This window comes from Rhodanobacter sp. FW021-MT20 (genome assembly GCF_041107475.1).
Lineage (GTDB): Bacteria > Pseudomonadota > Gammaproteobacteria > Xanthomonadales > Rhodanobacteraceae > Rhodanobacter_A > Rhodanobacter_A glycinis.
In genome coordinates this window covers 1-14122 of record NZ_JBGBPX010000019.1, presented here as the reverse complement: position 1 = coordinate 14122, position 14122 = coordinate 1, and the positions used below count along the sequence as shown (strand labels likewise).

The following is a 14122-nucleotide window of genomic DNA, read 5'->3' as shown; positions in this document are numbered from 1 at the left end:
GTTCAGCCGGCGAGCCGCTGGCCCAGCCAGTGACGCAAGTCGGCAATTTCCTCGGCGCAGACGGCGTGGGCCATCGGGTAGGTGTGCGCATCCACCGCGTAGCCCAGCGCTTCCAGGCGCGCGCGGGCATCGGCGCCACGCGGCGGCACGACCACCGGGTCGAACGTGCCGTGGCCCTGGAAGATCGGCGTTGCCGCATTTGCCGCGTTGCGTTCGGCTGCCAGCGAATCGCCCAGCACCAGATAGGTGGACAACGCCACGATGCCGGCTAGCCGGCGCGGATGGCGCAGCCCGGCCGCCAGTGCGATCGCGCCGCCCTGCGAGAAGCCGGCCAGCACGATGTGCTCGTCCGGCACGCCGCGCGCGTTCTCGCGCGCCAGCAGCGTTTCCACGGCCTCGATCGAGGCGCGCATGCCGGCCTCGTCCTGGCGCGCGTGCAGCTCGAAATCGGCGATGTCGTACCACGCCCGCATCGGCATGCCGCCGTTGATCGTCACCGGTCGCGTGGGTGCATGCGGAAACACGAAGCGCAGCGCCGGCCACTCCGGCGCCACCAGCTCCGGCACGATCGGCGCGAAGTCATGGCCGTCGGCCCCCAGGCCGTGCAACCAGACGATGCTGTGCGTTGGGTTCGACGCAGTTTCGTGTTCGACGGCGGGCAGGAGTTCGGACATGGCGGGTATCACTGCGGGAAAACCTGCAGCTTACAAAGTCTGCGCATCGCCTGCCGCGGAATGAGCCCAGGGTGCCCTGGACTCATTCGTCGTGCCGGGCCTATTTCGCCGGCAGGCCCAGCTCCTGCGCGAAGAAGGTCAGCATGATCGCGGTGTTGCCCACGCGCTGGCTGAACGGGGCGCCGAAGCCGTGGCCGGCGTTCATGCGGGTCAGCAGCAGGATGGGTTGGCCCGAGTTGCTGGCGCGTTGCAGGGCGGCGGTGAACTTGCGCGATTGCCACGGTGCCACGCGCGGGTCGTTCGCGCCGGTGGTCATCAGCACGGCCGGATACGCGGTGTGCGCTTTCACGTTCTGCAGCGGCGAGTACGCCAGCGTGGCCTTGAACTGCGCGGCATTGGCGATGCTGCCGTATTCGGGGATGTTGTACGCGCCATTGGAGAAGTTCGTCTCGTGGCGCAGCATGTCGTAGATGCCGACCAGCGACACCACTGCGCGGTAGTCGCCCGGATGCTGCACCAGCGAGGCGCCCATCAGCAGGCCGCCATTGCTTGCGCCGAGGATGCCGAGGTGCTGGCGGTCGGTCCAGTGCGTGTCGAACAGGGCGAGTGCGGCGGCGTGGAAGTCGTCGAACACGTTCTGCTTGTCCAGTTCCTGGCCTTGCGCATGCCAGCTCTGGCCGTCCTCGTTGCCACCGCGGATGTTGGCGAAGGCCAGCACGCCGCCGCGCTCCAGCCACGCCATCTCGGCGCCGACGAAGTGCGGCACCACGGGCAGGTCGAAGCCGCCGTAGCTGTACAGGATGGTGGGACGATGGCCGTCGGGGTCGACGCCCTGCATCGCCAGCACGGTCACCGGAATCTTCGTGCCGTCCTTGGAGGTGCCGTCGATGCGGTACGTGTGCACCTTGGAATAATCGGCGGCGGCCTTCACCTCGAACACGGTTTTCAGCGTGCCGGCCTTGGCGTCGTATTCCACCCAGCGCGAGGGTGAGGTCCAGCCGCTGTAGCTGATCAGCGCGCGGTCCTGGCCGTGTTCGGCGGCGATGCCACCGATGCCGATGCCGTGCGCAGGCAAGGGCAGGCGGCGCACGAACTGGCCGTTGTCGGCGTACTGCTCCACCCACCAGTCCGGACCCCAGCTTCGCACCAGCAGGAAGCCGTCGGCGATCGGTTCGATGCTTTGCACGGCGCCTTTGCGTTCACCCAGCACTTCGGTGGTGTTGCCGTGATCATCGACGGCCAGCAGCTTGCCGCGCGGCGCGTTGGCAAAGCTCGCCACCAGCAGGCGGTTGCCCACCCATGCCGCGGTGCGCACGTTGGCGGCGTCGCCCAGCAGCTTGGTCCAGTGTGTGCCCTCGCGCAGATACACCTGCGTCGGGCCGCCATCGCCCACGTTGGCCAGCACGGCCAGCCGCTTCGCGCCCGGCGAAGCGAGCAGGCGGTATTCGGCGATCTTCGAGAAGTCCTTGCCGAACACCACGGTGTCCTGTGTCGCCGACTCGCCGAGCGTGTGGTGCAGCAGCGCGGCATGGAACGGTTTCACTTCGTGGCCGGCCGGCGGTGGCGGCAGGCGCACATAGGTGAAGCCCTTTTCGTCGGCATCCCATGCCAGTCCCTGCGGGGTGGCGCCACCACCGGCCCACGGCATGGCATCGGGCAGCACCTTGCCGCTGGCCACGTCGAGCACGTGGATGGTGGTCATCTCGCTGCCGCCCGCGGCCGTGCCGTAGGCGAGGTAGCGGCCACTGGGCGATGGCCAGTAGGCGACGATGGCGGTGTTGCCGCCGTTCGCGTTGAGATCCACCAGTACGCGCGGCTGGCCGTCGGGCCACGGCTGCGCGATCAGCTGCGGTTGCGGCTGCGGCGGGGTTTCCTGCATGTAGAACAGCGTGCCGCCGGCCAGCATCGGCGAGGAGCGCGTGGTGGAGGTGATCGCCAGCTGCTGCACGCGCGCATTCATCGCCTTGCCGTCGGGCATCGCCGCCAGCACCTGGTCGGTGTAGGCGTTCTGCACCTTGATCCATGCCAGCACGGCGGGATCCTCCGGATTTTCCAGCCAGCGGTAAGGATCGTTCACGGTGACCCCGTGCAAGGTGCTGGAAGCCGTGTGGCGTGGTGTGGCCGGCGGCTGCGGCGCGGCCCGGGTGCTGCCGGGTTTCATGGCTGGGGCTGCAACGATCGGCATCGACGCACAGGCCAGCAAGAGGATGGAAAGGGCGAGACGCATGAGAATTCTCCGCGGCGGGATGGCAGGAAAACACGATGTGTTCGGTGTTTGCGTTTGGACGTCCATACGATGCAAGCGGCGATGGCCGTCGATGTGGATGCCCGGATCATGGCGCGCCTGATGTTCAATGCGAAGCGGCATCAGCCCAGGGCGAGCGGCCGCCGTTGGCGACAAAGCGGTCGATGTGCTGTTCCAACACGGGCAGGGGCACCGATCCCGACGCCAGCACGGCGTCGTGGAAGGCGCGCAGGTCGAAGCGCGGGCCGAGTGCCTGTTCTGCCTTCGCGCGCGCCTGCACGATGCACATCTCGCCAAGGTAGTACGACAGCGCCTGGCCGGGCCAGGCGATGTAACGGTCCACCTCGGTGCGGACTTCATGCTCGCTGAGCGCGGTGTGCTCGCGCAGGTAGGTGCACGCTTGCGGGCGGCTCCAGCCGAGGTGGTGCAGGCCGGTGTCGACCACCAGCCGGCACGCACGCCAGGCCTGGTAGGCGAGGTAGCCGAAGTGGTCGTACGGGGTTTCGTACAGGCCCATTTCCACGCCCAGCTTTTCCGAGTACAGCGCCCAGCCCTCGATGTAGGCGGAAATGTGGGTGAGCCGACGGAACTCCGGCAGGCCATCCAGCTCGGCGGCCAGCGGCATCTGCAGCGCGTGTCCGGGCGAGGCCTCGTGCAGGGTCAGCGCGGTCAGCGCGTACAGCGGTCGCGAAGGCAGGTCGTGGGTGTTGAGGAGATACATGCCCGGACCGCCGCGACCGCTGGTGTAGAACGGTGCCAGTTCCGCCGGCACCGGCTCGATCGCGAAACGCCGGCGTGGCAGCCGGCCGATGTAGCGTTCGATGCAGCCGTCCACGCGACTGGCGATCCATGCCGCCTGCCGCAGCAATTGCTCGCCGGTCTGCGGGTAGAACTGCGGATCGGTACGCAGGTAGTGCAGGAACGACTCGAAGCCGCCGTTGAAACCAGTGCGGGTGATGGTGGCCAGCATCTCCTCGCGCAAACGCGCGACTTCCTGCAGGCCCAGCGTGTGGATGGCTTCCGGCGCCATATCCAGCGTGGTGAAGCGGCGGATCTGCGCGCGGTAGAACGCGGCGCCGTCGGGCATCGCCTCGGCGCTCAGGGTGGCGCGTGCCTGCGGCAGGTACTCGTCGCGGATGAAATCCAGCAGCTTCGCGTGCGCTGGCAACACCACCGTGCGAATGGCCGTGGCGGCGCGCTCGCGCAGATGCGCCTGCGTGTCCGCCGGGATATTCGCGGGCATCGTGCGGAACGGCGTGTAGAACAGGTTGTCCTTGATGCACGCGGTGTCGAGCACTTGCGCGATCGATTGCTCGCGGCCGGTCAATGTCACCCGCGGCACGCTGAAGCCGCGCGCCAGCCCGGCACGCATGTTGGCGATGTGCTCATTGAAGTAGCGCGGGATGTCGTGCAACTGGCCGAGATAGCGTTCGTAGTCGTCCGCGTCGTGGCGTGCGCGTCGCGCGGTGAAGCCGAGGTCGGTCCAGAACGCACTGTCGCTGTTGAACGGCATTTCCCAGCAGCGGAATTGTTGCTGGCTCAGCAGGGTTTCGATTTGTGCGCGGTAGGCAGCGAAATCGGTGGCGTCGCGTTCGCCCAGCTGGTCGAGCGGGAGCGCATCGAGTTGGGCGAGCACGTCGCGCCAGTAGTGCTCCCGCTGCGATTGGGTGGCGGCATCCACGCGCGGCAGATGGTCGGCGGGAGCACCTTCGCCGTCCTCGTCATCGAAGCCGGCGAACTGCTCGCGCCGCCACGCCCACTCGCGTTCGTACAGCGCGCGCAGGCGGGCGCCGGCTTCGTTCGGTGGGGCGTTGGTCGGGGCAGGCGTGGCGGTCATGGCGGCTACTCCGCGAAGGGTTGGTCGATCGCCGGCGAGGGCGGGGTGAACCAGGCGGCGCCGTCGTCGGTGATGTGGAAGTGGTCTTCCAGGCGCACGCCGAAACGGCCCGGCACCACGATCATCGGTTCGTTGCTGCAGCACATGCCCGGTTGCAGCACGGTGCGGTCGCCGCGCACCAGGTACGGCATCTCGTGGATGCTCATGCCGCAGCCGTGGCCGGTGCGATGCGGCAGGCCGGGCAGGCGATAGTCGGGACCGAGGCCGGCGGCTTCCAGCACGGCGCGCGCGGCCTGGTCCACCGACTCGCAGGTGGCGCCGGGACGCGCCGCCGCGAAGGCGGCCTGTTGCGCGGCCTGTTCCAGCGACCAGATGCGCGCCTGCTCGGCGTCGGGCTGGCCGAAGATGTAGCAGCGCGTGATGTCGGACTGGTAACCCTGCACGCTGCAGCCGGTGTCGATCAACACCAGCTCGCCCTCGCGCAGGTATTGCTCGCCGGGAATGCCGTGCGGATACGCAGTGGCCTCGCCGAACTGCACGATACAGAAGGTGGAACCGTTGTCGGCGCCGAGTGCACGATGCGCGTGGTCGATGAATTGCTTCAGCTCGCCCGTGCCGATGCCGTCGTGCATGGCGCTGGCGGCCAGCCGCTGCACCTGCAGCGTCATCGCCGTGGCCTGCTTCATCAACGCCAGTTCCGCCGGCGACTTGCACATGCGGCAACCGTCGACGATCGGGCTGGCATCGAGCAGCCGGATCTGCGGCGCGACCGCGCGCAGTCGCGTCGACACCACGAACGGCGCGGCCGGGTCCAGTGCCAGGCTGTCGGCGTGGCGCTCGGCCAAGGCCGCGGCGACCAGTGCCTGCGGGTCCTCGTGTTCTTCCCATAGGCGCAGCCCGGCGGGAATGCGCAAGGCGTGATCCAGCGAGCCTTTCTCGAACGCGGGGCAGAACACCAGCGGGTCACCGTCGAGGGTGATCAACATCGCCACCAGCCGTTCACTGGCGCCCCAGGGAATGCCGCTGAAATAGCGCAGCGAGGCACCGGCCGTCAGCAGCAGTGCGTTGCCACCATGCTGGCGCAGCAAGGCGCGGGCGCGTTCGGTGCGCTGCCGGTATTCCGTGTCGCCGATGGGCTTGGCGCGCGGTTCGAACGGCACGAGTGAATCCATCGCCGCGGCCAGGCTGCTGCCGCCGATCTGGCCGCTCATGGTGTGGCTCCCGTCGACGGCGTGATGTTGGCGCAGGTCCATTGGCCGTCGACCAGACGCGGGATGGCACCGGGGTTGCGGTCGCGCAATTCCATCGGCAGCAAGTCGTCGGGCACGCCGTCGTAGCAGTGCAGCGCGGCGAAACGGCGGATTGCCGACGGCATGCCGACGGCGGTGAAGCCGGCGTGGCTGGTGCTGGGGTAGGGGCCGCCATGGTTCATCGCCGGGCTGACGGCGACGCCGGTCGGCATCTTGTTGCACGACAGCCGGCCCACGCGCGGACGCAGCACCGCGGCCACTTGCCGCCACGCGTCGTCGTCGCTGCCATCGGTGGCGCGATACAGGGTGCCGGTGAGGTTGCCTTCGAAACGGCTGGCGATGGCCACCATTGCCTCCACGCCGGAGGCGCGCACCAGCAGGCTGGCCGGCCCGAACGCTTCGCCCTGCAGCGCATCGGCGTGCGCAAGGAAGGTGGCTTCATCCACGCTGAGCAGGGTGGGGGCGTAGTGGTGGCCGGGACCATCGCCCGGTGCGCCGCCGGCACGCAGCTCGGCACCTGCATCGCGCAGCGCACGGACCGCCTGTTCAAGCCGGTCGCGCACGTTGCCGGCGAACAGCACGTTCGGCGCCGCCGTGGCGAAGTGTTCGACAGCCGCCGCGACGAAGGCATCGCCGGCCGGGTTCATCGGCACGATCACGATGCCCGGGTTGGTGCAGAACTGGCCGCTGCCCATCGTGCACGAGCTGAAGAATTCCTGCGCCAGCGCCGCACCGCGTTCGGCCAGCGCACCGGGCAGCAGGAATACCGGGTTGACGCTGGACATCTCGGCGTAGATCGGCACGCCGGCCTTGTCCGCCGCCGCCTTCAACGCCAGCCCGCCGCTGCGGCTACCGGTGAAGGCGATCGCGCCCAGTCGCGCGTCGCCGGCCAGTTGCAGGCCCAGTGCGCTGTCGAAGTGGTACAACATCTGCACGCTGGCCAGCGGCAGACCACTGGCACGCAACGCCTCGTGGGCCAGCTCGGCCAGCCGCTTGCTGGTCGCCGGGTGCGACGGGTGCGCCTTGGCGATCACCGGATTGCGCGCGACGATCGCCGAGGCAAAGTCGCTGCCGGACACCGCGTTGAACGCAAACGGGAAGTTGTTGGGGCCAAACACCAGCACCGGCTTGCCCAAGGGGGCGTAATGCGCGCGCAGGCCCTTGCTGGTGTCGATCACCGGCTGCGTCCAGCTGAAACGGCGGGCGGCCTTGGCCGCCTGGCGCAACTGGTCGCTGGTGCGTGGCAACTCGTTGCCGGCCAGCCGGGTCGGCGCCGCCAACGCGGTTTCCGCGTGGGCCAGCGCCACCAAGGTTTCGGCGTCCTTGTCGATCAGCGTGGCATAGGTGTCCAGGAACGCGGCGATGCATTCCGGTGCGGCGGCCGCCAATGCGGCGGCGGCCTCGCAGGCGGCGGCCACGGCCGCCTCGATGTCGGCGCCACCGCAAACCGGAAACGCCGGGCCGATCGGCTCGCCACGGGTCGGGTCCTCGGCACGGAAGCTTCCGCAGACCTCGCGGGCCGCCTGCCATTGCCCGGCGATCAATACCGGTTCGGTGGCGCTCATCTCAAAGCTCCGGGCGGGTGGCGTTGGCGTGGCGGATGACGTCCAGCGCCTGTGCGCGTTCGTCACCTTCCACCGGCAGCCGCGGCGCGCGCACGCGTTCGCTGCCCAGATCCAGTTTTTCCTGTACCAGCTTGATCAGCTGCACGAAGCGCGGCACGGTATCGAGCCGCAGCAGTGGCAGGAACCAGCGATACAGCTTGTCGGCGGCTTCGTGGTTGCCGGCACGGGCCAGTTCGAACAGCTTCACCGACTCCTTCGGATAGGCGTTGACCAGGCCTGCGATCCAGCCGGTGGCGCCGGCGGCGATGCCTTCGACGATGGCGTCATCCATGCCCACCAGCAACTCCAGTCGGTCGCCGAGCAGATGACGGATGGCGGTGATGCGGCGCACGTCGGTGGACGATTCCTTCACCGCCTGCAGGTTCGGATGGGCGGCGGCAAGCTCGGCGATCTGCGCGGGCAGGAAGTCGGTCTTGTAGGCCGGCGGGTTGTTGTAGAGCATGCACGGCAGGTCGGTGGCGCCGATCACCGCGCTGGCGTAGGCGCCCATCTCGCGCCAGTCGGTGGAATACACATAGGGCGGCAACACCATCAGGCCGCGGCAGCCGATCGCCTTGGCTTCGCGTGCCAGGCGCACGGCCTCGTCGGTGGACAGCGAGGCGATGCCCGGGATCACCGGCGCGCGATCACCCAGCGCTTCCACCAGCGTGCGCATGATCGCCAGCTTTTCCTCGAAGCCCAGCGTCGCCGCTTCGCCCAGCGAGCCCAGCGGCACCATGCCGACGCAACCGGCATCGATCATGGTGCGGGCATGCGTGGCGAGGAAGGCGTGGTCGACCGTGCCGTCGGCGGCGAACGGCGTGGTGATGGCGGGAAGCACACCGCGCCAGAGCGAAGTCGGATTCATGGATATCTACCTCAACAATCAGCAGTAACGGAAAGGTCGCCGGCGGATGCCGCAAGGCTGTCCAGGCGGACGGGAAACAAGGGGGGGCGACCGCTGCCGGCCGGCATGAAGCGGCCCAGTTCGGCCAGTGCGCTGCCGCAGATGCGGCCCTGGCAGGCGCCCATGCCGCAGCGGCTGGCCAGGCGCGCGGCGCGGGTGTCGGAAAAATCGTCCAGCGCGCCCAACGGCACGTCTTCGCAACGGCATACCGTGGTTTGCGGCGTGGCCAGTGCGTGCAGACGCGGGTCGAGCGCAAAGCTGCGCGCCAGCAAACCGGCGAAACGGCGTGCACGCGCGCGGCGCGGCAGCAGCGCAGTGGCCGCGGCGTTGTCACCGGCGGCGGCATGCCCGGCAATGGCGCCTTCGATGCGCGCCACCGCCAGGCCGCCGATACCGCAGGCTTCGCCGGCGGCGAAGACATTCGCCACGCTGGTGCGGCCGAGCGGATCGACGCGCACGCCCGGGTGCACCGCACCGTCCTGCAGCGCGCAGCCGAGCAGGCGTGCCAGTCCGGTATCGGGAACCAGCCCGTAGCCGACAGCCAGGTGATCGCAGGCCACGCGTTGCACCCCGTGCGGGCCGACGATCTCCACCGCTTCCAGCGTGTCGTTGCCGAAAGCCGCGCGCACATGCGAACCGAAACGATAGGGCACGCTGGCCAGCCGGGCGCGCAGGCCGAGTGCCTGCACGACGCGTTCGGGCCAGCGCCAGAGTTGTGCGGTGAAAGCGGCCATCGCGCGCGCCGACGCCTGTTCGTGGATGCCCAGCACCTGTGCGCCGTGCGCGCGCAGACTGTCGGCGGCGGCTAGCAGCAACGGCCCGCTGCCGGCGACGACCACGCGCTTGCCGGCGATCGGCCAGCCCTGCTTGACCAGCGCCTGCAGACCGCCGGCGCCGGTGACGCCGGGCAGCGTCCAGCCGGGGAATGGCAGCAGCAATTCGCGGGCGCCAGTGGCCAGGATCAGTGCGCCGTATGCGAGGTCGTGCGCGCCGTGCGCGGATTCGGTGCGCAGCGTGTGGCCTTCGCTGGCGATCACCGTGTGGCCGGCCAGCAGCTTGACGTGCTCGATCGCCGCGATGGCGGCTTGCGCGGCGCGGGCCGGTGGCTTCGCGATGTCGTGACGCCAGACCTGGCCACCGGGTCGCGCCTGCGCGTCGATCACGCCGACGCGTCGCCCATGACTGGCCGCCGCTTGTGCCGCCGCCAGGCCGGCCGGGCCGGCGCCCACCACCAGCACGTCGTAGCGCTCAGTCATCGGTCTGCACCTGCATGCCTTCGCGTACCGGCGTCATGCAGGCGCGCAGGTTGGCGTGGCCGTCCACGCGCACGCGGCATTCGAAACACACGCCCATCCCGCACAGCGGCGCGCGTGGTTCGCCATGCACCGAACGGCGGAAACGCGTGGTCACCTGCGCCACCGCGGCGGCGACGTTGGCGCCTTCGGGCACCGCCACCGACTGGCCATTGACGCACAGGTGGATCAGGTCGCCGCTCATGTCGTCACCCGCGATGGCGCAAACGGCGCGGGATCGATCGCCGGGGTGTCGCCGCGCAACAGGTCGATCAACAAGCGCGCGCTGCCCAATGCGGTAGTCACGCCCAGGCCTTCGTGGCCGGCGGCGGCCCACACGTCGCGATAGCCGGGTACTGCGCCCAGGTAGGGCCGACCGTCGATCGGCGTGGGGCGAAAACCGGTCCACGTGCGCAGCGCCTGCAAGTCGCGCAAGCCCGGCATGAAGGTGAACGCGCGTTGCAGCATGCGTTGCACCATCGGCGGCGACACCGCGCTGTCGCCATCGCCGAATTCGCGCGACGAACCGATCAGGATCTGCCCGGTCGGCCGCGGCTGCACGTTGAAGGCCACGCTGCTGTCGGCGTCGCCGTGCGCGCTGTCGGCATAACCCAGTTCCAGCACCTGATGATGCAGCAGGCCGGGATAGCGGTCGGTGATGACAAGATGGCCCTTGCGCGACCGCATTGGCAATTGCGGCAGCAACTGCGGCAGTGCGCAGCCCGTAGCGACCAGCACCGGGCCGAGCAGGCGACTGCCGTCGTCCAGCGTCACGGCGCCATCGTCCAACGTGAGCACGCGGCGGCCGTGATGCAGAGTTGCGCTGTGGGCGCACGCGCGCTTTACCAGATGCAGCGCCACCCGTGGCGGATAGACCACCGCGTCGCCGGGCACCCGCAGGCCACCGGCCATGCCGGGCGCCAGCAGCGGTTCGAGTCGATACAGCTCGTCGGCATCGACGGCGCACGCCTCGATGCCGGCCGCGGCCAGTCGCGCAATGCGTGTGTCGATGGCGCCGGTTTCCTGCGGGCTACGCGCCACCCACAAGGTGCCGCAACGGCTGAACTCGACCTCGGCCAGATCGGCAAAGGCTTCCCACAGTTGCAGCGAATAACGCGACAGCGCCAGTTCCGCCGGATCGTCGTCCATCGCCACCAGATGCCCCATCGCCGCGGCGGTGGAGCCGCCGCCGATCGGGCCCGGTTCGACGATGGCCACGCGCAGCCCCGCTGCCGCGGCCGCATCGGCACACGCTGCACCGATGATGCCGGCGCCGACGACGATGAGGTCGACATGGCTCACGGGTGGCCGAAGCCCCACGCGAAGGGGTCGTTGTCGTGGATCAACAGGTTGGCCGTGGCGGTGATATACGCGATGCCGGTGATGTGCGGATGGATGCCGCACGGGCTTGGCGTGTAGCGACCCTCGAACACACTCCCGAGGATGCTTTCCTGTCGCCATGTTTCACCCGCGGCAAGTTTGCCGTCGGCGGCAAGGCAGGCCAGCTTGGCGCTGGTGCCGGTGCCGCATGGTGAGCGATCCCAGGCCATGCCGGGGCACAAGACGAAATTGCGCGAATGCACGCCCGCTGTGGGCGATGCTCCGCTGAGCTCGATATGGTCGATCTCGGCACCGTCGGCGCCGGTGACATGCGCCGCTTCCAATGCGTGGCGGATCGCTTCGGTATACGCGCTCAACTCGCGCTGGTGGGCCAGGTCCAGCGGCAGCGGCACGTCGCCGGTGATGAAGAACCAGTTGCCGCCCCAGGCGACGTCGCCACACACGCGGCCGTAGCCGGGCACGTCCACGCACACGTTCGCGGTGTGCCGATAGCTTTCCACGTTGTCGATGGAGACGCGGTTGTCGTCGTGCAATTCCACGTCGACCGTGCCCACCGGTGTTTCCAGCCGATGTCGGCCAGCAGCGATACAACCCAGTTGCGCCAATGTGCGAACCACGCCGATGGTGCCGTGGCCGCACATGCCGAGATAGCCGACGTTGTTGAAGAAAATCACGCCGGCGCAGGCATCGGCCGATCGCGCCGGCAGCAGCAACGCCCCGACCATCACGTCCGAACCGCGCGGCTCGCAGATCACGGCGCGGCGCCAGTGGTCGTGATGCTCGGCGAAAGCCTGCCGCTGCTCCCGCAGGGTCGTGCCTTGCAGTTGCGGGAATCCGCCCACGACGACCCGGGTGGGTTCGCCGCCGGTGTGCGAGTCGATGATGTCGATGCTGTGCATGGCGTCATCATCGGCCTGCGGATCGGGTATGGTCTAGCAGCGTTTCTCGTTACTGGATGCGGAAGTCAGCACAATGGCCAAGGCGCGAAAATCTCCGGTTCGACCGGCTTCCGATGGCACGGGTCGTGGCGTCGTCGACCAGGTTGGCGGTATCGATTCCCACCCGCCGATGCTGGTGCCAGCCAGCGAACTGGAAGCGCTGCTGGACGCATTGCCGGACGTGGTGTTCTTCATCAAGGACACCGCCGGCCGCTATACCCACGCCAACCTCACCCTGGTGCGCCGGCTCGGCCTGAAACGGCGCGACGAAGTGATCGGACGCAGCGTAACCGAGCTGTTCACGGCGGCACTGGGCAGTGCCTACGCGCGGCAGGACCAGCGCGTGCTGCTGGGCGAAACGGTGGAAAACCAGCTTGAGATGCACATCTTCCCCAACCGCGCGCCCGGTTGGTGCCTGACCTGCAAGCGTCCGCTGCGCGAGCACGACGAAATCCGCGGCGTGCTGGGCATCTCGCGCGACCTGGGCCAGCCGGATGGCAAACACCCCATTTACCTGCGCCTGCGCCGCGTGCTCGATCACCTGAACGACCATTACGCGGAGAACGTGCGCGTGCAAACGCTGGCCGGCTTGGCCGATGTCTCCGTGGCCCAGCTCGAACGGTATTTCCGCCGCGTATTCCAGCTCACCCCGCAACAACTGCTGACCAAGCTGCGCATCGAAGCGGCGATGCGCCTGCTCGCTGGCAGCAGCAGTGTGGCCGCGATAGGCCAGGCCTGCGGCTTCGGCGACCAGAGCGCATTCGCACGCCAATTCAAGGCCACCGTAGGCATGACGCCACGTGACTATCGCAGCATGATTTCGCGCGGGGATGTGGCGCAGGTCGACTGAGCTGGCACCCGCAGACTGCATTTCGCCAGTAGTGGTGAGGTAAGGAATGCGCGTGCGTCGTCATCCCGGCCGGTTGCACTGTGCTTCCATCGCACATCGACAAATTCACCAACGACGGGTGCTGGCGGCGACGATGGTAGTGATTGGAGAGCACTGGCAGAACGAATTCCTCTGCCGCCGCATTGTGTATCCCGTCAGCGTGCGCGCGTGCAGTGGAGCGGAGTGTTCCGCTTGGAGCGCCTGGGTCACCGCGAGCGTGGATTGATTGACAGGGAGGCAGGCGAGATGCGCACGATGACATTCAAGTGGGTGGGGCTTTGCTTGGTAGGGCTGCTCAAGGTGGTCACGGCCCATGCCGGCACGGTGACGTATGTGTCACCGACCCGCAGGCACGCCGCTGGCCGAGGCTGATGCGCAGGGCCACATCACCGCCCGGTTCGATTACTCGCCGTATGGCAGCATCGCGCTGGGCACGGCGCCGAATGGACCGGGATATACGGGGCATGTGAACGACCCGGAGACGGGGCTCGTTTATATGCAGCAGCGGTACGATGACCCGAGTGGCGGTCGTTTCCTGAGCCCGGACCCGGTGGGGGTGAGCCCGGGGAATGTGTACAGTTTCAATCGGTATGCGTATGCGGACAATAATCCGATCAATCGCACCGATCCGGATGGGCGCGATAGCGTTGGCGAGATCATCGATGAGAATGCCCAGGCCTCGGCTAATGCTGGAAATCATCTAGCAACTTATGGTTGGGCATTTGCAGGGGCGGTGTGGAGTGCCCTCGGTGCAGAGCCGGTTAGCCAAGTGGCTGATAAAGGTACGGGTGCTGGCACCGGCAATATAGTCATGGCGGCCGTCACCATCGCGACGCTTGGCAAAGGTGAGGAGGCGGCTAATGTCGCCAAAGGGGTCGCCGAGGTAACTGAAGATGTCGCTAAAGATGCAGGGACTCTGTATCACTACACGGATGCTGAAGGAGCTTCTGCTATAAAGTCTTCTGGAGTGATTAAACCAGACAGTTCCGGGCGTGTTTTTTTGACTACCGATAAAATTGCTTCTAAGGATGCAAACAATGCGCTATTTATGGGTCAAGGAGGATCTAACAGGCTGTTGAGAATGTCGATTTCAAAGCTGCAGCGATAGAGTTTTTCTATCGCAGCAGGTGCATGTCCGTTTGGGT

General features: G+C 67.8%; 12 protein-coding genes. 2 read left to right on the top strand and 10 right to left on the bottom strand.

Going from position 1 to position 14122, the window contains the following annotated elements; all coding sequences use genetic code 11:
* Positions 1–2: 2 nt before the first annotated feature.
* The 10 genes from AB7849_RS16585 to AB7849_RS16540 all read right to left on the bottom strand — a co-directional run bounded on the left by AB7849_RS16585 (position 3) and on the right by AB7849_RS16540 (position 12049).
* Positions 3–674 (bottom strand): alpha/beta hydrolase, encoded by a 672-nt coding sequence (locus tag AB7849_RS16585; protein WP_008213570.1) that lies wholly within the window; start codon positions 672–674, stop codon positions 3–5.
* A 100-nt stretch (positions 675–774) separates the two neighbouring features.
* On the bottom strand, positions 775–2901 hold the full coding sequence (locus AB7849_RS16580) for a prolyl oligopeptidase family serine peptidase (RefSeq protein WP_008213571.1): 2127 nt from the start codon (positions 2899–2901) through the stop codon (positions 775–777).
* 124 nt (positions 2902–3025) lie between these two features.
* Complete coding sequence (locus AB7849_RS16575) at positions 3026–4756, bottom strand: DUF885 domain-containing protein (protein ID WP_369501412.1); 1731 nt, start codon at positions 4754–4756, stop codon at positions 3026–3028.
* A gap of 5 nt (positions 4757–4761) precedes the next feature.
* Entirely contained in the window at positions 4762–5967 is a 1206-nt protein-coding gene (locus AB7849_RS16570) for a M24 family metallopeptidase (protein WP_369501411.1), read from the bottom strand.
* Complete coding sequence (locus tag AB7849_RS16565; RefSeq protein WP_369501410.1) at positions 5964–7571, bottom strand: aldehyde dehydrogenase family protein; 1608 nt, start codon at positions 7569–7571, stop codon at positions 5964–5966. The genes AB7849_RS16570 and AB7849_RS16565 overlap by 4 nt, the downstream gene beginning before the upstream one ends.
* Position 7572: 1 nt before the next feature.
* A complete protein-coding gene (locus AB7849_RS16560; protein WP_008212317.1) occupies positions 7573–8478 on the bottom strand; it encodes a dihydrodipicolinate synthase family protein in 906 nt (301 codons plus the stop codon).
* An 11-nt stretch (positions 8479–8489) separates the two neighbouring features.
* Positions 8490–9773, bottom strand: a complete 1284-nt coding sequence (locus AB7849_RS16555; protein WP_369501409.1) for an FAD-dependent oxidoreductase — start codon at positions 9771–9773, stop codon at positions 8490–8492.
* Positions 9766–10014 carry a (2Fe-2S)-binding protein gene (locus AB7849_RS16550; protein WP_008213966.1) on the bottom strand — a complete coding sequence of 83 codons (249 nt, stop codon included), beginning with the start codon at positions 10012–10014 and terminating at the stop codon, positions 9766–9768. Before AB7849_RS16550 ends, AB7849_RS16555 begins: the two co-directional genes overlap by 8 nt.
* Complete coding sequence (locus AB7849_RS16545; RefSeq protein WP_369501408.1) at positions 10011–11111, bottom strand: NAD(P)/FAD-dependent oxidoreductase; 1101 nt, start codon at positions 11109–11111, stop codon at positions 10011–10013. Before AB7849_RS16545 ends, AB7849_RS16550 begins: the two co-directional genes overlap by 4 nt.
* Positions 11108–12049 (bottom strand): proline racemase family protein, encoded by a 942-nt coding sequence (locus AB7849_RS16540; RefSeq protein ID WP_008215961.1) that lies wholly within the window; start codon positions 12047–12049, stop codon positions 11108–11110. Before AB7849_RS16540 ends, AB7849_RS16545 begins: the two co-directional genes overlap by 4 nt.
* A 169-nt stretch (positions 12050–12218) precedes the next feature.
* On the opposite strand from AB7849_RS16540, the gene AB7849_RS16535 reads away from it, so the two are divergent.
* Positions 12219–12938, top strand: a complete 720-nt coding sequence (locus tag AB7849_RS16535; protein ID WP_037102155.1) for an AraC family transcriptional regulator — start codon at positions 12219–12221, stop codon at positions 12936–12938.
* A 370-nt stretch (positions 12939–13308) separates the two neighbouring features.
* On the top strand, positions 13309–14085 hold the full coding sequence (locus AB7849_RS16530) for an RHS repeat-associated core domain-containing protein (protein WP_092704990.1): 777 nt from the start codon (positions 13309–13311) through the stop codon (positions 14083–14085).
* The last annotated feature ends 37 nt before the right edge of the window (positions 14086–14122 follow it).

Excerpts from the sequence above, each read along its gene's own strand:
- AB7849_RS16535 (WP_037102155.1), top strand. The coding sequence starts at position 12,219 with ATGCTGGTGCCAGCCAGCGAACTGGAAGCGCTGCTGGACGCATTGCCG.
- AB7849_RS16570 (WP_369501411.1), bottom strand. The coding sequence starts at position 5,967 with ATGAGCGGCCAGATCGGCGGCAGCAGCCTGGCCGCGGCGATGGATTCA.
- AB7849_RS16550 (WP_008213966.1), bottom strand. The coding sequence starts at position 10,014 with ATGAGCGGCGACCTGATCCACCTGTGCGTCAATGGCCAGTCGGTGGCG.
- AB7849_RS16540 (WP_008215961.1), bottom strand. The coding sequence starts at position 12,049 with ATGCACAGCATCGACATCATCGACTCGCACACCGGCGGCGAACCCACC.
- AB7849_RS16530 (WP_092704990.1), top strand. The coding sequence starts at position 13,309 with ATGTGTCACCGACCCGCAGGCACGCCGCTGGCCGAGGCTGATGCGCAG.
- AB7849_RS16575 (WP_369501412.1), bottom strand. The coding sequence starts at position 4,756 with ATGACCGCCACGCCTGCCCCGACCAACGCCCCACCGAACGAAGCCGGC.
- AB7849_RS16585 (WP_008213570.1), bottom strand. The coding sequence starts at position 674 with ATGTCCGAACTCCTGCCCGCCGTCGAACACGAAACTGCGTCGAACCCA.
- AB7849_RS16565 (WP_369501410.1), bottom strand. The coding sequence starts at position 7,571 with ATGAGCGCCACCGAACCGGTATTGATCGCCGGGCAATGGCAGGCGGCC.
- AB7849_RS16555 (WP_369501409.1), bottom strand. The coding sequence starts at position 9,773 with ATGACTGAGCGCTACGACGTGCTGGTGGTGGGCGCCGGCCCGGCCGGC.
- AB7849_RS16580 (WP_008213571.1), bottom strand. The coding sequence starts at position 2,901 with ATGCGTCTCGCCCTTTCCATCCTCTTGCTGGCCTGTGCGTCGATGCCG.
- AB7849_RS16560 (WP_008212317.1), bottom strand. The coding sequence starts at position 8,478 with ATGAATCCGACTTCGCTCTGGCGCGGTGTGCTTCCCGCCATCACCACG.